General features: G+C 64.3%; 16 protein-coding genes and 1 pseudogene. 5 read left to right on the top strand and 12 right to left on the bottom strand.

What is annotated here, in order from left to right:
- The first annotated feature begins 113 nt into the window (after positions 1-113).
- A complete protein-coding gene (locus NDY25_RS03145) occupies positions 114-1,481 on the top strand; it encodes a hypothetical protein (protein WP_168958382.1) in 1,368 nt (455 codons plus the stop codon).
- Positions 1,482-2,100: 619 nt separating this feature from the next.
- Here the strand turns inward: NDY25_RS03145 and NDY25_RS03140 are convergent.
- Both NDY25_RS03140 and NDY25_RS03135 read right to left on the bottom strand, forming a co-directional pair.
- Positions 2,101-3,023: pseudogene (locus tag NDY25_RS03140) on the bottom strand (IS110 family RNA-guided transposase).
- A 533-nt stretch (positions 3,024-3,556) separates the two neighbouring features.
- On the bottom strand, positions 3,557-5,119 hold the full coding sequence (locus NDY25_RS03135; RefSeq protein WP_168959400.1) for an alginate export family protein: 1,563 nt from the start codon (positions 5,117-5,119) through the stop codon (positions 3,557-3,559).
- A gap of 333 nt (positions 5,120-5,452) precedes the next feature.
- Here NDY25_RS03135 and NDY25_RS03130 point away from each other — a divergent pair, with 333 nt between their 5' ends.
- Together NDY25_RS03130 and NDY25_RS03125 are read left to right on the top strand one after the other, a co-directional pair.
- The gene (locus tag NDY25_RS03130) at positions 5,453-5,866 is read left to right on the top strand and encodes a PadR family transcriptional regulator (protein ID WP_256627762.1); all 414 of its coding nucleotides are present in this window, start codon (positions 5,453-5,455) and stop codon (positions 5,864-5,866) included.
- Positions 5,821-6,723 (top strand): sensor domain-containing protein, encoded by a 903-nt coding sequence (locus NDY25_RS03125; protein ID WP_256627966.1) that lies wholly within the window; start codon positions 5,821-5,823, stop codon positions 6,721-6,723. The genes NDY25_RS03130 and NDY25_RS03125 overlap by 46 nt, the downstream gene beginning before the upstream one ends.
- A 1,037-nt stretch (positions 6,724-7,760) precedes the next feature.
- On the opposite strand, the gene NDY25_RS03120 is transcribed toward NDY25_RS03125, so the two are convergent.
- Complete coding sequence (locus NDY25_RS03120; RefSeq protein ID WP_162498260.1) at positions 7,761-9,104, bottom strand: polyhydroxyalkanoate depolymerase; 1,344 nt, start codon at positions 9,102-9,104, stop codon at positions 7,761-7,763.
- Positions 9,105-9,480: 376 nt separating this feature from the next.
- Positions 9,481-10,083, bottom strand: a complete 603-nt coding sequence (locus NDY25_RS03115) for a methyltransferase (protein WP_168959397.1) — start codon at positions 10,081-10,083, stop codon at positions 9,481-9,483.
- Between the two features lie 73 nt (positions 10,084-10,156).
- Here NDY25_RS03115 and NDY25_RS03110 point away from each other — a divergent pair, with 73 nt between their 5' ends.
- Positions 10,157-10,603 (top strand): CopD family protein, encoded by a 447-nt coding sequence (locus NDY25_RS03110; protein WP_168959396.1) that lies wholly within the window; start codon positions 10,157-10,159, stop codon positions 10,601-10,603.
- A 69-nt stretch (positions 10,604-10,672) separates the two neighbouring features.
- On the opposite strand, the gene NDY25_RS03105 is transcribed toward NDY25_RS03110, so the two are convergent.
- From NDY25_RS03105 to lpxD, 8 genes are all read right to left on the bottom strand, one after another.
- Complete coding sequence (locus tag NDY25_RS03105) at positions 10,673-11,428, bottom strand: tetratricopeptide repeat protein (protein ID WP_168959395.1); 756 nt, start codon at positions 11,426-11,428, stop codon at positions 10,673-10,675.
- 73 nt (positions 11,429-11,501) lie between these two features.
- On the bottom strand, positions 11,502-12,461 hold the full coding sequence (locus NDY25_RS03100; protein WP_023903424.1) for an acetyl-CoA carboxylase carboxyltransferase subunit alpha: 960 nt from the start codon (positions 12,459-12,461) through the stop codon (positions 11,502-11,504).
- Positions 12,462-12,617: 156 nt separating this feature from the next.
- Entirely contained in the window at positions 12,618-16,208 is a 3,591-nt protein-coding gene (dnaE, locus tag NDY25_RS03095; protein ID WP_168959394.1) for a DNA polymerase III subunit alpha, read from the bottom strand.
- A gap of 286 nt (positions 16,209-16,494) precedes the next feature.
- Positions 16,495-17,223 carry a ribonuclease HII gene (locus NDY25_RS03090; RefSeq protein WP_256627761.1) on the bottom strand — a complete coding sequence of 243 codons (729 nt, stop codon included), beginning with the start codon at positions 17,221-17,223 and terminating at the stop codon, positions 16,495-16,497.
- The gene (gene lpxB / locus NDY25_RS03085) at positions 17,220-18,539 is read right to left on the bottom strand and encodes a lipid-A-disaccharide synthase (protein WP_218974109.1); all 1,320 of its coding nucleotides are present in this window, start codon (positions 18,537-18,539) and stop codon (positions 17,220-17,222) included. Before lpxB ends, NDY25_RS03090 begins: the two co-directional genes overlap by 4 nt.
- Positions 18,536-19,327: an acyl-ACP--UDP-N-acetylglucosamine O-acyltransferase gene (lpxA, locus tag NDY25_RS03080; RefSeq protein ID WP_168959392.1), complete on the bottom strand. Its 792-nt coding sequence runs from the start codon at positions 19,325-19,327 to the stop codon at positions 18,536-18,538. Before lpxA ends, lpxB begins: the two co-directional genes overlap by 4 nt.
- A gap of 25 nt (positions 19,328-19,352) precedes the next feature.
- A complete protein-coding gene (fabZ, locus tag NDY25_RS03075) occupies positions 19,353-19,811 on the bottom strand; it encodes a 3-hydroxyacyl-ACP dehydratase FabZ (protein WP_074057047.1) in 459 nt (152 codons plus the stop codon).
- Positions 19,808-20,821 (bottom strand): UDP-3-O-(3-hydroxymyristoyl)glucosamine N-acyltransferase, encoded by a 1,014-nt coding sequence (lpxD, locus tag NDY25_RS03070; protein WP_168959391.1) that lies wholly within the window; start codon positions 20,819-20,821, stop codon positions 19,808-19,810. The genes fabZ and lpxD overlap by 4 nt, the downstream gene beginning before the upstream one ends.
- 127 nt (positions 20,822-20,948) lie before the next feature.
- Between lpxD and NDY25_RS03065 the strand changes: the two genes are divergently transcribed.
- A complete protein-coding gene (locus tag NDY25_RS03065) occupies positions 20,949-21,140 on the top strand; it encodes a hypothetical protein (RefSeq protein ID WP_074057049.1) in 192 nt (63 codons plus the stop codon).
- The last annotated feature ends 25 nt before the right edge of the window (positions 21,141-21,165 follow it).

The raw sequence follows: 21,165 nt of genomic DNA, 5'->3' as shown, positions 1-21,165 counted from the left end.
GGCGGTGCTTGTTCGCCCGGGAGACGGCAAGTGCGCATCTGCGTTATGGCACGCGTGAGTCGGTGTCGGCCGCTCTAAGATGGCGCAGTTCATCCACGGAAGGTTGCAAACGCATGCTCGCCAGATTCCTCAAGTCGGCCCTGCTGGGGCTCTGCATTCTGGTTGCCCTGCTGGTGGCCCTGTACGCGATCTCCGCGCGCTGGCCGATTCCTGCGGCACAACGCCAGGCATTGGCGCAACTGCGTCAACCGCCGCTGCCCTTGCGTGGGCGCAACATGTTTGTCGCGCTATGGTCGTTGCCGTACGCGGTGCCGGATGCACAGCGTGAAGCGCTGCTTGCGCAGGATGTGCAGCGGTTCGAAGGCTTGCCCGCCGGCATGCTGTTGCAAAGCGCCGCCACACGCTATCCACGCCGGCCGGATTGGCCTGCGTCGGCCCCGCAACTGTGTATGCGCTATGACGGGTGCCTGGATCGAGTGCGTCAACGGCCGCAAGCCTATGCCGACGCGCTGGCCGCACAGAGGCCGCAGTTGATCACGTTGCGCGATCTTGCCGGCTATGCAGATTACCGCAGCCCGTTCCCGCCCAGCGCCACCGCCCCGTTACCGACACTGCCGCGGTTCAAGCTGTCGATGACCAGCAACGCGCTGGACTTCGTCCAAGGACGCACCGAGCAGGCGCTGGCGGGCGTCTGCGCCGATGCACGGGTTGCGCGGGTACTGCTGCGCAGCGGCGACAACCTCATCATGCCGATGGTTGGCGCGGCGATGCTGCGTACCAACGCGCATCTGTTTGCTGAAATGCTGGCCGAGCTGCCTGCAAAGCATCCATTACCCGCGCAATGCCTCGCTGCATTCGCGCCGCTTGCGGTCGATGAGGTCTCGCTGTGCAACGCATTGCACGGTGAATCGCAGATGGTGCTGTCGATGCTCGAGACAGAGGTTCGCAAGGACCCGGCAACCGACCTGTCCTGGGACGAACAGTTGTCGCTGCGTCTGCTCGACCACGAGCGCACCCGTGCGCTGATGGCGCCGACCTATACCTGGGCTTGTAGCGCGCCGGTGCGGACCTTGCTGGCGCAGGATCAAGCGGTGCCGCAGGCAATGATTCCAGTACCGGACACTATGTCGATGGGGTGTATTGCCAATGCGGTGGGGTGTCTGTTGGCGGGTATGGCACGCCCTGACTATGCGCATTATCAGCACAAGCTCCAGGACACCGCGGCCGCATTGCGCGCGCTGTCGGCAGTGCTGTGGTTACGCGATCATTCCAATAATGCGCAGACACTGGAGCAGCGCCTTGCCGGCTTGCCGCCAGCGCTGCGCGGACAAGCGCGACCACTCCAGCCCGGTGCCGATGGCTTGAGCATGCAGCTGCGTCAATACGCCAGGCGCGAGGAGAATGTGGTGGAAGATCAGTGGCCGCTGGCCGGCAGCAAGCGGCCGCCTGAGCCGGCGGCGATATCGATCAAACGGAGTTAGTGGCGTTTAGATGCAGTCAAAAACCGAGTCGGTCGAGTGCGCGGTGCCCTCACCGCTCGCGGGACACGCCGTAAATCCGTCCCTGGAGGCTCGGTGGCGGCATCCATGCCGCCACACGGTCCCGCAAGCGGCGAGGACACCGCACCAGAAAGTTTGCCTGCTGTTTTATTGAAAACCCTGCACACCGACCATCTTGACTGGCCCTTGCCTGCCCACCGTCGCGGGACCTTACGCGGCATGGATGCCGCGTAAGAGCCTACACGGACGTACTTGCGGCGTGTCCCGCGACGGTGGGCGGGCGAGGGCCCTGCAGCCAAGCCGAAGAGCGTCGGCTCTACAAGCGATCTATCCGAACTGTCCAACTACTCAAAGCCAATCAATCTTTCGATTCGGTGCGTCGTCGTAGGTGCAGTCAAATGCTTAGGTCAAAAGCCTGGTTAGTCGAGCGCGCGGTGCCCTCACCGCTCGCGGGACACGCCGCAAGTACGTCCATGTAGCAACTGTGTTGATCAGGACCCCGATTCGCGGCCTTCGATCGGTTTCCTTCGGGTGCGTCCATCGGTAGGTGCCGGCCGCTGGCCGGCACGCTTTTGCGTTTGCGCATGGCCGTCAAATGCGCTCAGGCGGGCTTCATGGCGGCTCTTTCATCGCGCACGCGCGCATTGAGGATCACCAGCATCTTGCGCATCACCGCCACAAGGGCGACCTTGCCCTCCTTGCCGCGTGCCCGCAGCGCTCTGTAAAAATCGCGCAGACGTGGCTCGTGCCGAGCTGAGGACATGGCCGCCATATACAGCGCCTGTCGGATGTCGGCTCGGCCTCCGCCAATCCCCCGTTTACCTCGCATCGCGCCGCTGTCGCGCGAGAGCGGGGCAACGCCAACCAATCGGGATATCTGCTTTCCGCTGAGCGTCCCAAGCTCTGGTAACCGGCACGCCAGCACGGCCAGCAGCACCGGACCGACCCCTTTGAGCGTCTTCAACGCAGCCAGGTGCGGTTGCTCGGTGAGCAGCGTCTTCAGCTGCCCGGCGATCAGTTTGTCTAACCGCGCCACACTGCGCACAAGCTGGTTCACGTTGCCCTGCAGCAGCTTGCGCAGCGCTTTTCCGCAACCTGCTGCAGCTGCTGCCTTGCTGTTTTCAACAGATCCACCAGTTGCCGACGGGCACGCACATGCTCGCCCAGATCGCGCTGCCATGGTTCCAGTGGAACATACTGATGGAGCTCCATCTTCTCGGCCATGCAGGCCAACATGGCGGCGTCCAGCCGGTCGGTCTTGGCCAGTCCCAAACCGTTGGCCAAGTTGCGTGCCCGTTGCGCATTGACGCGCGCCACCGGCAATGCGGCGTGATGCAAGGCATCCAGCGCTGCCAGCTCGTAGCCCCCGGTCGCCTCCAGCACCACCTGCCGCACCGACAGCGTATTCAGCCAATCGACAAGCTTCCGATGACCGCCTGCGGTGTTGGTGAACTGACGGGTCTGGCCTCGAAAAACCGCAACGTCAAGAGAGTGTTTGCACACATCGATCCCGATTCCGCTCATGGGAAATCTCCGCTAGGCTAGAAATGTCGAGAGCTCCCTCGCTTGCCCAGTCTTATCGTTTCGAGTGTCACCTCGGGCAACTGTTCGGGCGAATCAAGGGAGAATCCGGCGTGGGTACCAAGCTACACGACGATCGCTGAGATCCAGGCTCTCACGGTGGCCCACGCCGGCTCTCGACACCTAAACTGCCAGATTCCGAACAGATAAGGCTCGGTGGCGGCATCCATGCCGCCACACGGTCCCGCAAGCGGCGAGGACACCGCACCAGAAGGTTTGCTGGCTGTTTTATTGAAAGCTGCGCACACCGATCAACTCGACTGGTCCTTGCCCGCCCACCGTCGCGGGACCTTACGCGGCATGGATGCCGCGTAAGAGCCTACACGGACGTACTTGCGGCGTGTCCCGCGATGGTGGGCGGGCAAGGACCCTGCAGCCAAGCCGCAGATCAGCCGCTATAACAACCGACACATTCATCGCGTCCGATTGCAGGGCGCAGATCAGTTCAGAACAACGATCGGGACCGTACCGCTTGCTCAGAACCGGAAATTCAACCACCCCATCACGAAGGTCGAATCGCCGTAACCGGCCTTGGTCAGCGCGGGGCCGGCGATCAGGTGCTCGGCGCGGAAGGTCACCGACCAGTTCGGGTCGATGTTCCAGGTCGCGTTGATGCGCGGCATGGTGCCGATGCGCCGCTCGCCGGTGCTCTGCGTGCGTGCGTAGGCGCGCGCCTGGTTGTTGTAGATCGCATCGCTAGTGGTCTGGCGCCACAAGGTTTCCCACTCCAGGTTCACGGTGAGCTTGGGCGTGGGCGAGAAGATCAGCGTTGGCGCGGCAGTTACCAGGTTGACCGGGCCGAAGAACGTCGCCCAGCTGAAATAGATCGTGTTGCCGTAGAGAAAATTGTTGTTGCGCAAGGTGCCGGTGCCGGAGGTACCGCCGCCACCGGAGGCGATTTCGCTATGAAACCCCACACGTGGCTTCCAGCCGCTGTCGCTCAACGTCCAGGCGTTGGAGGTGCTGGCCATGTACGCGCGCAGGTCGCGTCCGCCGAAGCTGCCGCGCTGCACGGTCACGAACGAATCGGTGCGCAGCTTGCCCACATTGCCCCATAGGCGCAGGCCGTAGTAATTCCGGTTTTCTTCGGCGGTCTGGCGGCCCCACAGCTGATTGTCGTTGCGGAACTGGTAGAAAAACGGTTCCAGATACATCGGCTTGGCGGTCGGCAGGCGATACCCGCCAACCACGCCGCGGAAATGCCGCGAGCGGTCGATGCGATCGTCGCCCAACCCTTCGGTGCCATCCAGATTGAAGTTGAAATCGAACACGTCCACACGGGTCTTTTCGCCGATCGCCCAGGCGCGCACACCGTTGAAGGTCACGAAGATATCGGTGTTGTCGCGCAACGCCATCAATGTGGTCGGGCCGTCGACGAACACCTGACGGCCCACACGCAGACCGGTGTCGGCGCCGCCGATGTTGCCCTTCACGTCAAAGAACACCTGCTGCAGGATCGCGTTGTTTTCCTGGGTACCGGTCTTGGCGCCTTCGTTGCGCCCATCCAGGCTGCCGTGCGCCAGTTCCGTATACAGACGGAAGTGCTCGCCCACATGGAAGTCGGCACCGAAGAATGCACGGAACAGATACTGCTGTTGCGAATGGCTGCCCGGAATCAGGCCGGGATTGGTGATGGTGTTGCTGCGTACGCGCAGCTCGTTGCTGAGCGACACGTAGACATCGCCGGATTCGCTGAGCGGGATGTACTTGAGCGGATCGAACGGGCTCTTGCGCTTGGACGGATCTTTCAGATACGACCAGTCTTCGACCCAGCGCACCTGCCACATATTGCCGCCCTGTTTGGCACCCCAACCCTGCGCTTCGAGCGGGTAACCCTTGGATGCAGCGGGCGCTGCCGGTTTGGCAGGTGCTGGCGCCTTGGCCGGCTCGGGCTGGGTCTGTTCGGCATTGACCGGCGCCGTCTGCGCCTGCGCAAACCCCAGTCCCGGCAGCGATAACCCGATCGCAAGGCACAGGCACCGGGTGGTCCCAAAGGAAGTGTCGGCCATGGCCGGCCGTGCCAAACGCGCAAGTCGCATCGTGTCGCCCTATCTAAAAGTGAGTCGCCTGAGCGAGCTGTATCGGCTCAGTGGGCCATGACTGTAGTGGAGCGCTGCCGCAAAGGGAGTAACCCAATGGTTCTAAGCACATGCGCCGGAATTTGCTATTCGGGATTGGGGATTTGCAAAAGCAGCGTATTGATTGGCCTGCCAATTCCGCTTCAGTTCGCTTAAACCGATGCAAGAAAAATTCAAGTCGGTGTGTTTTGCGAATTCCCAATCCCGAATGACGCATCCCGCCTCCATGACTAACAGCACATCCGCTATACCTAACTCCACACTAGCATTGCCTTCAACCTAGTGGAGATGGCGATGACCGAGCCGGATGCCCACCTACGAAAATTTCAGAAAGAACTGAGCGCCGGCACCGTGTCGCTGGCGTTGCTGGCAGTGCTGGCGCAGGCCGACGAGCCGCTGTATGGCTACCTGATCGCCAAGCGCCTGGAGCGATTGGATGGCGTGCTGAGCGGCAAGCAGAGTGCGCTGTATCCGGTGCTGCGCAATCTGGAAGCGGCAGGGCTGCTGCAGAGCCACGTCGAGCCTTCTGCGTCCGGTCCGCCGCGGCGCTACTACCGCATCACCCAAACCGGGCGTGATTGCCTGCGCGACTGGACCGCCGCCTGGCGCGCCACCCGCGATTCCGTTGATTCAGTGCTGGAGGGGACTCACCCGCGACGACCATTGCGCAGACACGTCCGTTGCCGACCACCATTCCCGATTACCTGACCCAGTTGCGCCAGGCCCTGGCCGGCGCGGACCCGGCGATGATCCAGGACGCACTCTACGACGCCGAGGAATACCTGCGCGCCGAACTGGCCGAGCAGGCTGGCAAGAGCGAGGCCGAGGTGATCGCCGGCGTGGCCAGCAGCTACGGCGCGCCGGATGAAGTGGCCGAGATCTATCGCGAGACCGAAGTGACGGTGACGCGCGCACTGCGTCCGCCGCTACCGCCCAAACGCAGTTCCTGGGTGGGCAGGTTCTTCGGCGTCGCGGCCGACCCGCGCACGTACGGCGCATTGTTCTACATGCTGCTGTCGCTGGTCACCGGGGTGTTCTATTTCACCTGGGTGGTGACCGGCGCGAGTCTGTCGGCGGGCCTGTTGATCCTGATCATCGGTGTGCCGCTGCTGGTACTGTTTTTCGGGTCGGTGCGCGTGCTTTCGCTGGTGGAAGGCCGCGTGGTGGAGACGCTGCTCGGTGTGCGCATGCCGCGTCGTCCCGCCCATCCCGGGCCGCAAGGTGGCTGGCTGCAACGCATCGGCGCGATGTTCACCGATGCGCGCACCTGGAGCACGATGCTGTACTTCCTGCTGATGCTGCCGTTGGGCATTATTTACTTCAGCGTGTTCACCACCTTGTTGTCGCTGTCGCTGGGGTTAGCCGCTTCACCGTTGGCACTGTTGTTCGACAACACGGCGGTGCTGACCTGGGATGGCGTGGATGTCACCAGCCCCTGGCTGACGCTGCCGTCGTTCGTCGTCGGCGTGCTGCTGCTATTCGTCACGCTGCATCTGGCACGCGCCTTCGGCAAGTTGCATGGCATGTTCGCCAAGCACTTGCTGGTCAAAAGTGGCGAAAGTTGAATGCACTGCGTGATTGGGAGTTGTGCGACACGCGGCTGTGATCGCTGCAGTACCGCGTGGTCTGCAGTGCAGAACCTGAAAGACGCTACGACTTGAAATCCCGGTTGTCGTGGAAGTGATTGGACAGTGCGGATAGATCAGTTGCAGAGCGGGTGATCTGTGGCTTGGCTGTGGGACCCTTGCCCGCCCACCCTCGCGGGACACGCCGCAAGTACGTCCATGTAGGCTCTTACGCGGCATCCATGCCGCGTAAGGTCCCGCGACGGTGGGCGGGCAAGGACCAGTCGAGATGGTCGGTATGCATGGTTGCAAGCAAGGCATGACATGCGCTGTCTGGATAACTGCGCGTCCGATCAGCTTCGCAACGCAACGCGATCAACAGGCAGGCTTTCAACAAAGCAGCCGACTAACTTTCTGGTGCGGTGTCCTCGCCGATTGCGGGACCGTGTGGCGGCATGGATGCCGCCACCGAGCCTACATGGACGTACTTGCGGCGTGTCCCGCGAGCGGCGAGGGCACCGCGCGCTCGACTAACCAGGCTTTTGACCTAAGCATTTGACTGCACCTACGACGACGCACCGAATCGAAAGATTGATTGGCTTTGAGTAGTTGGACAGTGCGGATAGATCGCTTGTAGAGCCGACGATCTTCGGGTCTGCTGCAGGGCCCTTGCCCGCCCACCATCGCGGGACACGCCGCGAGTACGTCCGTGTAGGCTCTTACGCGGCATCCATGCCGCGTAAGGTCCCGCGACGGTGGGCGGGCAAGGGCCTGTCGAGATGGTGGGTGTGCATGTTTTCAACAAAGCAATCGGCTGACTCTCTGGTGCGATGTCCTCGCCGCTTGCGGGACCGTGTGGCGGCATGGAGGCCGCCACCGAGCCTACATGGACGTACTTGCGGCGTGTCCCGCGGGCGGCGAGGACACCGCGCACGCGACCGCGTGACCACGCAGTACTCTGTCTTCGCTTGAACCAAGAATCTGCCCATAAAAAAGCGCCTTGATCGAGATCGATCAAGGCGCTTTTTTTCACCTGATCAAGCGCGTTTGCCGCGCTTGCGGATCGGGGTGACGGTGGCCGGATCGCGGCTGCCGACCGGGTCTGCGTCGTAGCGGCCGATGAATTCGCGCACCTGCGGATACACCACTTCGCGCCAGCGACGGCCGCTGAAGATGCCGTAATGGCCGGCGCCTTCCACCACCAGATGACGGCGATGCGCAGCATCGATGCCGGTGCACAGATCGTGCACCGCTTCGGTCTGACCGAGGCCGGCGATATCGTCCAGTTCGCCCTCGATGCTGAGCAGCGCGGTGTTGCGGATTGCCGATGGCTTCACCAACTGACCATCCACTTTCCACTTGCCCTGCGGCAGCAAGAAGTCCTGAAACACTACGCGAATCGTGTCCAGGTAATACTCGGCCGGCATGTCGAGCACGGCGTTGTATTCGTCGTAGAACTGCCGGTGCGCCTGCGCATCCTGCAGGTCGCCCTTGACCAGATCGGTGTAGAAATCCCAGTGCGACATCACGTGCCGGTTGGGATTCATCGACAGGAAACCGGCGTGCTGTAGGAAGCCCGGATAAACCTGCCGGCCATGCCCCGGATAGGGGAACGGCACGGTGTGGATCAGGTTGTTCTGGAACCACTCGATGCCGTTCTCGGTGGCCAGGTTGTTGACCTGGGTCGGGCTGCGGCGTGCATCGATCGGCCCGCCCATCATCACCAGCGATCGCGGCGTGGGCTCATCGTTGGTGGCCATCAGCGATACCGCCGCGAGCACCGGCACGGTGGGCTGGCACACGCTCACCACATGCAGGCGGTCGGCGCCGATGTGGCGGATGAATTCCTGGATGTAGCTGATGTAGTCCTCGAGCCGGAACGCGCCGGCTTCCAGCGGCACCATGCGCGCGTCGACCCAGTCGGTCACGTAGACCTTGTGGTTGCGCAGCAGGGTACGCACGGTATCGCGCAGCAGGGTGGCGTGGTGGCCGGATAATGGGGCCACCACCAGCACGGCGGGCTGCTGCTTCATCGTGCCAATCAGCTCGACATGGTCGCTGAAACGCTTGAAGCGCAGCAGGCGGCAGAACGGCTTGCTCAGGACTTCGCGTTCGATGATCGGCAGCGAGTGGCCGTCGACCTCGACATCGTCGAGCGCCCAGGCGGGCTTTTCGTATTCCTTGCCGAGGCGGTGGAACAGCTCATTGCTGGCCGCCATGCGTTCGGCACCCGGGAGCGAGGCCCACAGACTGTCGGGGTCGGAGAACATCTTGGCGTTCGCCTGGGCCTGATGCACCCAAGGGGCTAGCAGATTGCGGGTTAGCTCGTGCAGTTGATAAAGCATTCCACCCATCCGTGCGGCTTTGCTGCCACGCAGCATACCCGCTTTGGCGCATTTGCACCTTAATGGGGCTGCGGACGGTAGAGGTTGTCATAGGAGATATGGCAGGCGTAGGCGACGTATCTGTCGCTAATTGTGATCTTTGAGCCGCCGCATTGCCGGAAGGTCGAATTCGTAGCGGGACTATAAAGCCCCTCTCCCCCTGGGAGAGGGGTTGGGAGTGGTACGGGCGAAGCCACATGCACTCGAACTCCACTAGGCTTCGCCCGTACCCTCATCCGCCCCTGCGGTGCACCTTCTCCCGATGGGAGAAGGGACAGCTCCGCAAGCGCGGGCCGGGGCACGGAGCGGGGGTTGGGGTGAGGGTACGGGGCGAAGCCACACGTACCGCCTCACCTGCAGCCGCCACATCCAATCAACCGCGCTCCAACGCAGAGGTCTCTCCACCCAACTGCGGCGACAACCAGCAATGCGACCCCAGCGCCGCAAAGCCCACGCTGGCGAAGCGGCGCCGATACCAGCGCGCCGGCCGCGGCTGAAAACCATCGTGATCGCCTTCGAAGGCATCCTCCTGCGCAAACGTCTCCAGAAACGCCACGCCCGCGCACATCTCGGCCAATCCGGGCAGGCCCTGATTGAGCTCACGCGTGGGCACGTAATGCAGCACGTCCGAGCAGATCAACAGATCCACCGGTGCGCACGGGCGCAGCCAGGCGAAATCGCCGAAGCGGGCAGGGTGGATCTGCCGGCTGCGCCCGTAGCGCTGCACTGCATAGGGGCTGCTGTCGAAACCCAGATAACTGAGCTTTGGCCGCAACGCCAACAACGGCGCGCGCCACGCGGCCTCGCCGCAGCCGATATCCAGCACGCTGCGGATCGGGCGCTCCAGGTAGTACTCGGCCTGGCTCACCGCGAGTGCGACCTTGCGTCGCAGGCGCGCCGGGTCGGCTAGGCCGGCATCGCGATACCAGCGGCTGAAATAGTGGGCGTCGTACTGTTTGTCGTGGGGCTGATGCATGGACGGATGTGCTTTCGCGCAAGCGGATAGGTGAAAATGCGGGCCATCCTACGCCAGCCAGCGAAGCCAGCCCATGACCCTGTATCTGTGGATCAAGACCTTCCACCTGTTGTTCGTCATCGCCTGGATGGCCGCGGTGTTCTACCTGCCACGCATCCTGGTCAATATCGCCGAAGCCGGAGCAGAGCCCGCGGTGCGTGCGCGCCTGGTGCTGATGGGGCGTCGCCTCTACAAGTTCGGCCACAGCATGCTGGGTCTGGCGCTGGTGCTGGGTGCGGTGTTGTGGCAAGGCTATCGGGTGATTCCTGACTTCCCGACGATGGTGGCTGGAGGCTGGATGCACGCGAAACTCTTTGCAGTGGCGCTGATTCTGGCGCACTACATCGTGTCCGGGCGCTGGTTGAAGGGCGTGGACCAGGGGCGCGCCGTGCCCAGCGGCCGCGCGCTGCGGCTGTTCAACGAAGTGCCGGTGTTCTTGTTGGTCGGCGTGATCTGGCTGGTGCTCGCCAAGCCGTTTTGAGCGCTGTTGACGAACAGACGGCGTGCGCAGAGGCGCTGGCCGTCGCAGGGTGATTGGGTCAGTTTGCAATTACGCGTCGACGCCCAGCTCGCTCAGACCTTTGCGTGCGATGTCGATCCAGGCGCGTTGTTCGCGCTGGTAATGCTTGGGCGAGGCGGCCGCATGCCGCAGCACCTGCTCGAAGATGGCCTTGGCCTCCTGCTGGCGCGCAGCGCGCAGCAGCAATTGCGCATAGCGCACGCGTGCTTCTTCGCCCGGATAGCCTTGCGCAAGCGTCTCGTACTCGTGCAGCGCCTCGTCGATGCTGCCGCTGTCCTCGACCGCGCGTGCATACAGCAGATGCCCGTCGTGCGAACGGTAGTTGGGATTGGCGGTGATCAATGCGTCCAGGGTCTTGCGTGTTTCCGCCGCCTGGCCCAGCCCGTACTGCGCCTTGGCCAGGCCCAGCATCAAGTCTGGATCGTCGCGGTAGATGCCACGCAGCGCGCCCTGGTAGAGCTCTGCCGCACGCGTGTAGTCGCCTTGTTCCAGCAGCGTCTGCGCGAGCCGACGGCGGTTTTCCGGAGTGTCGGCCACATCCAGTTGCCGCGAAGCGTCGCGTTGTTCGCGTTGCGGATCGATGCGCTGACGCACCTTGCGCAAACCGCGGCGCGCGGTCGGGTCGTTGCGCAGATCCGGAATCACCGCCACCACGATATAGACCAGCGTCGCAAGAAAAGGCAACACCAGCAGGATGAAGATCCAGTACAGCGGGCGGCCGCTGCGGACCACGTGCACGCAGCAGGCGGCCTGTAACACCAGCGATAAAAGCAGCAGCGGGCTCATTGTGCGGACATCCTTTTCATGCGTGCCTGGCGGTGCGATGGCGCGCTCTGCGCCATCGTGAGTCAACCGCCGATCAATTGCCTTCGTAGGCGCCGTAGCTGCGCAGGCGCTCGTAACGCTGCTGCAGCAGGGCGTCGACCGGGATCTTTTCCAGCGCGTCCAGCTCGTTGAGCAGTACCGCTTTCAGGCGCTTGCCCATCTGCTCGGGATTGCGATGCGCGCCACCGGTGGGCTCGCGGATCACCTTGTCGACCAGGCCCAGGCCTTTCAGGCGCTTGGCGGTGAGGCCGAGTTGCTCGGCGGCGTCCTTGGCCTTGGCGGCGTCCTTCCACAGGATCGAGGCGCAGCCTTCCGGCGAAATCACCGAATAGGTGCCGTATTCCAGCATCAGGGTGCGGTCGCCCACACCGATCGCCAGCGCGCCGCCTGAGCCGCCTTCGCCGATCACAGTGCAGATCACCGGCACTTTCAGTTCGGCCATTTCGAGCAGGTTGCGTGCGATCGCTTCGGACTGGCCGCGCTCTTCGGCGCCGATGCCAGGATAGGCACCCGGGGTGTCGATAAAGGTCAGCAGCGGCAGGCGGAAGCGGTCGGCCAGCTTCATCAGGCGCAGCGCCTTGCGGTAGCCCTCGGGGCGCGGCATGCCGAAGTTGCGCGCAACCTTGGTCTTGGTGTCGCGGCCTTTCTGGTGACCGATGATCACCACCGGGCGGCCATTGATGCGGCCCAGGCCACCGACGATCGCCTTGTCGTCGGAATAGGCGCGGTCGCCGGCCAGTTCCTGGAATTCGTCGCAGATGGTGTTGATGTAGTCCAGCGTGTACGGGCGCTGCGGGTGGCGCGCCAGCTGCGAGACCTGCCAGGCGGAGAGGTCGCGGAAGATCTGCGCGGTGCGTATGCGCAGCTTGTCGCGCAGCGCACGCACTTCGGTGTCCACGTTGACTGCAGGGCCGGTGCTGGCCTTGCGCAGTTCCTGGATCTTGGCTTCCAGATCGGCGATGGGTTGCTCGAAGTCGAGGTAGTTAGGATTCATGCAGTGGTGTCGTCAACGTAAGGCGGGAAGTGTAGCCGAATGCGTCTGCCGGACCCGTACGGTGGGGTTGGGAGAATCGGGAATGGAGAATGGAGAATCAAAGCAGGCCGGATGGCTGCCTCGCCTTTGTGATTCCCCATTCCCGATTCCCCATTCTCACGCCCACGGTGGGCTGTACTTGATCTTCAAGGAGCGCACTGCCGGGTCGGCGCGCAGGCTGTCCATCAGATGCTGGTCGATGCGCACCGAATGGCTGCCGTTTAGGTCGAGCATGCCGGCCACGCCGCCGCTTTGGGCACGCAGCAGCAGGTCCAGGCGCAGCGGCGTCTTGCCGGGGCGGTGCTTGGCCAGCAGGGCGTCGATGCGCTTCCAGGCCTGTTTTTCGCGCAGGTCCAGGCGCAGCGACAGCCGTTGCGCGTGTTCGGCGCAGATCTGCTCGTAATCCCAGCACTGGCGGATGCGCAGGCTGTAGCCGCCGTTGAATTCGTCTTCGCGCAGGCCGCCCTTGACGATCAGGATGCGGTCGCGGGTGAGCAGATGCCCGAACTCGGCCATCGCATCGGAGAACGCGCTGCACTCGACCCGGCCACGGCCGTCTTCCAGTTGCACGAACACCTGGCTGTCGCCCTTGCGGCGCACGCCGACCACCAGGCCAGCGAGAATGGCGCTGATTTCCGGGCGCCAGGCGCGTTTTTCGCCATCGCCACCGCCCCCACCGCCGCCACGCTGTTGCGAGGCGAGAATCTTTTCCAGCGACCCCAGATCGCAGCCGACCAGCTCGCGCACTTCGTCGCGGTGCGGGTCGAACGGGTGGCCGCTGAGATAGAAGCCCAGCGTTTCGCGCTCGCCGGTGAGTAGTTGGCCCAGCGGCCATTCCTTGCTTTCGGGCAGGTCCAGACGCAGCGCCGGTGCGCTGGTATCGGCGCCGCCGAATAGCGAGTTCTGCCCCGAGGCGCGCTCGCGCGCCATCTGCTCGGTGGCTTTCATCACCTCCGGCAGCTGCAGCATCAGCGAGGCGCGGTTCTTGCCCAGGCCGTCCATCGCGCCGGCATTGACCATCGCCTCCAGCGTGCGCCGGTTGAGCTTTGCGGTGCCCACACGCGTGCAGAAATCCAGCAGCGTGGTGTAGGGGCCGCCGCGCTGGCGTTCTTCGATGATCGCCTCGCACGCGCCCTGGCCGACGCCCTTGATCGCGCCCAGGCCGTATTGAATCGTGTCCGGGGTGGCGGCCTCGAACATGTAGGCCGATTCGTTGACACGCGGCGGCTTGACGGTCAGGCCGAGGTTGCGCACCTCATCGAGAAAGCCGACCACCTTGTCGGTATTGTCCATGTCCGAGGACAGCGTGGCGGCCATGAACTCGGCCGGGTAGTGCCGTTTCAGCCAGGCGGTCTGGTAACTGACCAGCGCGTAGGCGGCCGCGTGCGACTTGTTGAAGCCGTAGCCGGCGAACTTCTCCATCAGGTCGAAGATTTCGTCGGCCTTGTGCGCGCTCACGCCGCCCTTGGCGGCGCCCTCGCGGAAGATCTCGCGGTGCTTGGCCATTTCGGCCGGCACTTTCTTGCCCATCGCGCGGCGCAGCAGGTCGGCGCCGCCCAGCGAATAATCGCCGACGATCTGCGCCATCTGCATCACCTGCTCCTGGTACACCATGATCCCGTAGGTGTCCTTGAGGATGGCCTCGGTGCGCGGATCCGGGTAGATGATCTCCTGCTGGCCGTGCTTGCGCGCGTTGAAGTCCGGGATCAGGTCCATCGGGCCGGGGCGGTACAGCGACACTAGCGCGATCAGGTCTTCGAAACGGTCCGGGCGCGCGTCCTTGAGCAGGCGGCGCATGCCTGAGGATTCGAACTGGAACACCGCGCCGGTATTGCCCGAGGCGAACACGCCCTTGTAGGTGGGCACGTCGTCGAGCGGAAGCGTGGTGATGTCGACCGGGTCGATGCCGGCGCGCGCATGGCGCACGTTGATCGCCTTGACCGCCCAATCGATGATGGTCAGCGTGCGCAGGCCGAGGAAGTCGAACTTGACCAGGCCAACCGCTTCGACGTCGTCCTTGTCGAACTGGGTGACCTGATTCTTGCCGCGTCCGCCCTCGTCGTGTTCGGCGAACAGCGGGCAGAACTCGGAGAGCGGCTCGGGCGCGATCACCACGCCGCCGGCGTGCTTGCCGGCGTTGCGGGTGAGGTCCTCGAGCTGGCGCGCCAAGTCCATCAGGTCGCGCACGTCGTCTTCGACCTGATAGCGCTGGATCAGGTCCGGTGAAGCCATCTCCGAATCCTTGCCTTCGCCCATCGCATCCTTGAGCGTGATGCCCAGGATGTTGGGGATCAGCTTGGCCACGCTGTCGACCAGGCCATAGGTGAAGCCGAGCACGCGCCCGGCGTCGCGCACCACCGCCTTGGCCGCCATGGTGCCGTAGGTGATGATCTGGCTGACCCGCTCGCGCCCGTACTTGCGCGCCACGTAGTCGATCACCTCGTCGCGGCGATCCATGCAGAAGTCGATGTCGAAGTCGGGCATCGACACGCGCTCTGGATTCAAGAAGCGCTCGAACAGCAGGTTGTACGGCAGCGGATCCAGATCGGTGATCTGCAGCGCCCAGGCCACCAGCGAGCCGGCGCCGGAACCGCGGCCCGGGCCGATCGGAATACCCTGGTTCTTGCCCCACTGGATGAAGTCGGCCACGATCAGGAAGTAGCCGGGGAAGCCCATCTTGATGATGGTGTCCAGCTCGAATTCCAGCCGGTCCACGTAATCCTGGCGGGTCTTGCCGGGTGCGATCGGGCTTTTTTCCAGGCGCGCGGCCAGACCGTCGCGCGCCTGGCTGCGGATCCAGCTGTCCAGCGTCTCGTCTTCCGGCACCGGATAGGCGGGCAGGAAGTAGGTGCCCAGGCGCATCTCGATGTTGCAGCGTTGCGCCAGCGCGTGGGTGTTGTCGATCGCGTCGGGCACGTCGGCGAACAGCGCGGCCATCTCCTCGCTGGACTTCAGGTACTGCTGGTCGCTGTACTCGCGCGGGCGCTTGGGGTCGTCGAGCACGCGGCCCGACGAAATGCACACACGCGCCTCGTGCGCATTGAAGTCGCTGGCGTACAGAAAGCGCACATCGTTGCTGGCCACCACCGGCAGCCCGCGCACACCGGCCGCATGCAGGGCGAACTGGTTGAAGCGTTCTTCGCCCTCGCGCCCGGTGCGGGTGAGTTCCAGGTGCAGGCCATCGCCGAACACGCGTTGCCAGTCGGCCAGCTGCTGCTCGGCCAGATCGGCGCGGCCTTCGCCGAACAGACGCCCGGCCAGGCTGTCGCGGCCGGCCAGGGCGAACAGGTTGGCGTGGCCGCTCTGCAGCCATTCGGGGTGGATGGCCACGCCGCCTTCAGGGCGGTGGCCTTCCATCCAGGCGCGGGTGAGCAGCCGAGACAAGCTCAGGTAGCCTTCGCGGTCGCGGCACAGCAGGGTCATGCGCCAGGGCGTCATGTCCGGCGTGGCGATCATCACGTCGGCGCCGGCGATCGGCTTGATGCCCACGCCTTCGGCGGCCTTGTAGAACTTGACCAGCGCGAACAGGTTGTTGAGGTCGGTGACCGCCAGCGCGGGCATGTCGAGTTCGACCGCGCGGCTCAGCAGGTTGGCCTGCTTGGCCTTTTTCGGGTCAGCCTGATCCGGTTTCTCGGGCACACGGATGGTGGAATCCGCCAGCGAGAACTCGGTGTGGACGTGCAGATGGACGAAGCGGGAAGTGGACATGCGAGACCGGAATAATGCGCGGTCAGGGTAGCGACCGTGGCCGGGCCGAACAAGGCTTGACAGCGCAGGCGCGGGGCCGCGGCCAGACGCCACGGGGGCTGGCCGGTGCAGCCGATTCAGGGTTCGGCTAGCTGCGTGGAGCGCAGCGATGGCGATTGCGCGGATCGGGGTGCGTGCGGGGCTGCGCGAGCGCAACGCTCGCTGCGCGAAGCCACGGCCGAAGCGGGCCGCATGTGCGCGGATGGATGGCACCGATACCGGGCCAGGTCCCCTGGACTGCGGTCAGTCAGTCGGCCAGCAGCAGGCCATCGGCCGGGGCCACGCAGGGCACGTCCCAGTTCGACGGGGCGGCGGTCTCGATTCCCAGCGCACGCCGCACCGGTGCGAAACTGCGGCGATGCTGCGGGCAGGGCCCGTGCGTCTGCAATGCGGCCAGATGCACCGGCGTGGCGTAGCCTTTGTGCTGGTCGAAGCGGTATTCGGGATGCTGCGCGTGCAACTCATGCATCAAACGGTCGCGGGTGACCTTGGCCACGATCGAGGCGGCCATGATGGCGCGATCGAGCGCATCGCCACCGATCAAGGCCTCGGCCGGGCAGGGCAGCCCTTTGGGCACGCGGTTGCCGTCGATACGCGCGAACCCGGCCACATGCGCCACCCCTTCCACCGCGCGGCGCATGCCCGGCATGGTGGCCTGGTAGATGTTGATGCGGTCGATCTCTTCGCTGTCGATCAAGACCACCGACCAGGCCAGCGCCCGCTCGACGATGCGCGCGTACAACTGCTCACGCCGCTCGGCAGTCAGTTGCTTGGAATCGTCCAGCCCGTTGATGCGCGGCTTGCTCGGGTCGAACACCACCGCAGCCACCGCAACCGGGCCGGCGAGCGGGCCGCGGCCGGCTTCGTCCACGCCGGCAATCAAGCGCGAATCGGGAATCGGGATTGGGGAATCGTGGAAGAGCGCGTCCTGCGCCGTCGGAACGACAATGGCACTGTGAGAGCTTGACCGCTTCATGGCCCGGCTCCTGCCGATTCCCGATTCCCGATTCCCGATTCCGGCTGCGTCAGCAGCCCGGCCACCGCATCGGCCGCGCGTGCCGATGCGTCGCGGCGTAGTTCTGCGTGCAGGGCCAGATAACGCGGCTGCAGCGCGGCGACTTTCTCCGGGTGCTTGAACCAGTCCAGCAGGGCCACGCACAGGCGCTCCGGGGTGCAGTCGTCCTGCATCAGCTCGGGCGCCAGATCGTCGTTGGCCAGGATATTGGGCAGCGCGTAGCGGTTGACCTTGAGCAGGCCCAGCGTCTTGACGATGCGGTAGGTGAGCGGGGCGACCTTGTAGCCGACCACCATCGGGCGCTTGACCAGCATCGCCTCCAGGGTGGCGGTGCCGGACGCCAGCAATACTACGTCGGCAGCCAGCATCGCAGTGCGTGCCTGGCCGTCGAGCAGGTGCGAGCGCAGCACCGGCAGCGACGAGTGCGACAGCTGTTCGGCCAGCAATTGCTTGCAGCCAGGGTTGGCCGCCGGTACCAGCACATGCAGGTTGGGCAGATGTTCGGACACCAGCCAGGCGGCCTGGAAAAACGTATCGCCGAGCTTGCTGATTTCGCCATGCCGGCTACCTGGCAACACCGCCAGCACGGTGCTGGAGGCGGACAGGCCCAACTTGGCGCGCGCGGCCGCGCGATCGGCCTGGTAGGCGATATCGTCGGCCATCGGGTGGCCGACAAACCGCGCATCGATGCCGTGCCGGGCGTAGATCGGCGGCTCCATCGGAAACAGGCACAGCACTAGGTCGGCGCTGGCACCGATCTTTTCCGCACGCTTCTCGCGCCATGCCCACACCGAGGGACTGACGTAATGCACGGTGCGCACGCCACGCTGCTTGAGCCAGCGCTCGACCGAAAGATTGAAATCGGGCGCGTCGATGCCGATGAACACATCCGGCTTCCAGGCCAGCACGCGCTCACGAAACGCACGACGCAGCTTCAACAGCCGCGGCAGATGCTGCAGCACTTCGGTCAGGCCCATCACCGCCAGCTCGCTGGCATCGAACCAGGTCTGGCAGCCGGCGCCGCGCATCGCATCGCCACCGATGCCGACGAATTCGGCGGTCGGATAACGGCGGCGCAATTCATCGATCAACCCGGCACCCAGGATGTCGCCGGAGGCTTCGCCGGCGATCAGCGCGATGCGTGGAGCGCGCTCGCGCGCGCTGGGAATCGGGAGTGGGGAATGGGGAATCGGCAGTGCCGTCGGGTGGCCGACGACAGACGCGTCGTCGTGCGCGCCTGCATCGATTCCCGACTCCCGATTCCCGATTCCCGTCATCGCAACAACGGCCTTTCCGCCGCTTCGATGAACTCCAGTAACCCGCGCACGTCCTCGCTGCTCTTGGCCTGTTCGGCCAGCTGCAGTTTGGCCTCGCTCAGCGGCAGGCCGGCGACGTACAGCGTGCGGTAGGCGCGCTTGATCGCGGTGATGCGCTCGGCATCGAAGCCGCGACGCTTGAGCCCCTCACTATTGATGCCGCGCGGGCGGCCCAGCGATTCGCTGCCGACCATGGTGAACGGTGGTACGTCGCCATTGGTCAGCGCGCCCATGCCCAGGAAGGCGTGCGCGCCGATCCTGCAGAACTGATGCGCGCCGGCAAAGCCGCTGATGATCACGTAGTCGCCCACGGTCACGTGGCCGGCCAGCGTGGTGTTGTTGGAAAACACGCAGTGGTTGCCCACATGGCAGTCGTGCGCCACGTGCGTGTAGGCCAGCATCCAGTTGTCGTCGCCGACCACGGTGATGCCGCCACCGCCGCCGGTGCCGCGATTGATGGTGACGAATTCGCGGATCACATTGCCGTGCCCGATCACCAGCTCGGTGCGCTCGCCGGCGTACTTCTTGTCCTGCGGTTCGCCGCCGATCGCCGCGTGGCCGATGAAGCGGTTATTGCGGCCGATCCGGGTCGGGCCATGGATCGAGCAATGCGGCCCGACCTCGGTGCCCGCGCCGATCTCCACATCGGCGCCGATCAGCGAAAACGCGCCGACGCGGACGTCGTCGGCCAGCGTTGCCAAGGGATCGATGACCGCCGTGGGATGAATCAAAGGTGTCGAATCACGCATCGTGTCTTACTCCGAAAGCGGGTCATTACTTGGCGCCGGCGCACATCACCTCGGCACTGGCCACCACTTCGCCATCGACCTTGGCCTCGCCGTAGAAGCATCCCACGTTACGGATCAGGCGCTTCATCTTCACCTCCATGATCAATACATCGCCCGGGATCACCTGCTTGTTGAAGCGGGCGTTGTCGACCTTGACCATGTAGAACAACTGCGACAACGCATCGCGGCCCAAACCGAGTTGGGTCATCACGCCACCGACCTGCGCCAGCGCCTCGATGATCAGCACGCCAGGCATCACCGGGCGGTTCGGGAAGTGGCCCTGGAAGAACGGCTCGTTGATGGTGACGTTCTTCTGCGCCACGATCCACTTGGTTTCCAGATCGAGTTCGAGGACCCGGTCGACCAGCAGAAACGGGTAACGATGCGGGAGCAGCGTCTGGATCTGACTGACGTCGATCGGCAGCTCATACGTGGGGTAACTCATTCTTTCTCCTTGCCCACAGCCAGAATGCGCCTTGCCAGCACATCGAGTTGTTTGAAGCGCGCGGCATTCTTGCGCCACGTGCGATTGTCGGTGAGAGGGGTGCCGGACGAATACTCGCCCGGCTCATGGATGGAATTGCGCACCACCGATTTGCCGGTGATCACGACCTTGTCGCAGATCTCCAGGTGCCCGACCACGCCGACATGCCCGCCAAGCAGGCAATAACGGCCGATCTTGGCGCTGCCGGCAATGCCGGTGCAGCCGGCGATCGCGCTATGCGCACCGATATGGCAGTTGTGCGCAATCTGCACCAGGTTATCCACGCGCACGTCTTCTTCGAGCACGGTGTCTTCCAGCGCGCCGCGGTCGATGCAGGTGTTGGCGCCAATCTCGCAATCGTCGCCGATCACCACACCGCCCAGTTGCGGCACTTTGATCCAGTGGCCGGCATCCATCGCCAGGCCGAAACCGTCTGCGCCGATCACTGCGCCGGGGTGAATGCGCACCCGCTTGCCCAGCCGCACGCGGGTCACCAGGGTGACGCGGGCGATCAGTTCGCTGCCGGCATCCACCACGCAGTCTTCGCCGATGATGCTGCCGGTGCCGATCACGCAACCATCGCCCACGCGGCTGCGCGCGCCGATGCTGACGAACGGGCCGACATGCGCGCTCGGCGAGACCTGAGCGGTGGGGTCGAGCACCGCCAAGGGATGGATGCCCGGTTCGCGCACCGGCGCCACATCGAACAAGGCGGCGATCTTGGCGAACGCGGTATAGGGATCCTTGGCGACCAACGCGGTGCCGCGCGCGGCTTGCGCATCGTCGGCACGCAGGACAACGATGGCTGCCTGAGTGTCAGCCAGCTGCGGCCGATAGCGTGGGTTGGACAGGAAGCTCAGCTGCCCCGCGCCGGCATGCGCCAGGGTGGCGACACCGGTGACTTCCGTGGTGCCGTCGCCAACGACGGTCAACCCAAATTGTTCGGCAATCGCACTGGCGGTCAAGCGCATCAGGGTGAACCTCGCGTAAACGGTAAGTAGCTGGTTTTACGGAAAAAAAACGTTGCCAAATGTTTGCCAAACAGTCGGGCGTATCTCTGGCTGGGCCGCAACTGTGCGGCGAACCCAGGAAAAGCATATGAAAACTGTCCTCTCCATTTTCGGAAGCGTGATCCTGCTGGGCGCGGTTGCCAGTGCCTCGGCCGACGACTTCACAGAACAGCGCGCCAACGCTCAGGGCTTCTGGGACCAGCAGATCCAGTGCGTGGACTCGTCCGATTGGGGCGCCACCGCCACCTGCCTGGGCAACGTCTGGAACACCTACTTCTAAGTCCGGGTTTCAGACGGGAAGCAGT

It is taken from the genome of Xanthomonas hortorum pv. pelargonii, assembly GCF_024499015.1.
GTDB lineage: Bacteria > Pseudomonadota > Gammaproteobacteria > Xanthomonadales > Xanthomonadaceae > Xanthomonas > Xanthomonas hortorum_B.
Note: the sequence above shows the minus strand (reverse complement) of the source record. Positions and strands in the feature narration are given on the sequence as shown.

Coding starts and splice junctions, on each gene's coding strand:
- NDY25_RS03090 (WP_256627761.1), bottom strand. CDS start 17,223: ATGAAGCGGTCAAGCTCTCACAGTGCCATTGTCGTTCCGACGGCGCAG.
- dnaE (WP_168959394.1), bottom strand. CDS start 16,208: ATGTCCACTTCCCGCTTCGTCCATCTGCACGTCCACACCGAGTTCTCG.
- NDY25_RS03145 (WP_168958382.1), top strand. CDS start 114: ATGCTCGCCAGATTCCTCAAGTCGGCCCTGCTGGGGCTCTGCATTCTG.
- lpxA (WP_168959392.1), bottom strand. CDS start 19,327: ATGCGTGATTCGACACCTTTGATTCATCCCACGGCGGTCATCGATCCC.
- NDY25_RS03100 (WP_023903424.1), bottom strand. CDS start 12,461: ATGAATCCTAACTACCTCGACTTCGAGCAACCCATCGCCGATCTGGAA.
- lpxB (WP_218974109.1), bottom strand. CDS start 18,539: ATGACGGGAATCGGGAATCGGGAGTCGGGAATCGATGCAGGCGCGCAC.
- lpxD (WP_168959391.1), bottom strand. CDS start 20,821: ATGCGCTTGACCGCCAGTGCGATTGCCGAACAATTTGGGTTGACCGTC.
- NDY25_RS03115 (WP_168959397.1), bottom strand. CDS start 10,083: ATGCATCAGCCCCACGACAAACAGTACGACGCCCACTATTTCAGCCGC.
- NDY25_RS03065 (WP_074057049.1), top strand. CDS start 20,949: ATGAAAACTGTCCTCTCCATTTTCGGAAGCGTGATCCTGCTGGGCGCG.
- NDY25_RS03135 (WP_168959400.1), bottom strand. CDS start 5,119: ATGCGACTTGCGCGTTTGGCACGGCCGGCCATGGCCGACACTTCCTTT.
- NDY25_RS03120 (WP_162498260.1), bottom strand. CDS start 9,104: ATGCTGCGTGGCAGCAAAGCCGCACGGATGGGTGGAATGCTTTATCAA.
- NDY25_RS03130 (WP_256627762.1), top strand. CDS start 5,453: ATGACCGAGCCGGATGCCCACCTACGAAAATTTCAGAAAGAACTGAGC.
- NDY25_RS03105 (WP_168959395.1), bottom strand. CDS start 11,428: ATGAGCCCGCTGCTGCTTTTATCGCTGGTGTTACAGGCCGCCTGCTGC.
- fabZ (WP_074057047.1), bottom strand. CDS start 19,811: ATGAGTTACCCCACGTATGAGCTGCCGATCGACGTCAGTCAGATCCAG.
- NDY25_RS03110 (WP_168959396.1), top strand. CDS start 10,157: ATGACCCTGTATCTGTGGATCAAGACCTTCCACCTGTTGTTCGTCATC.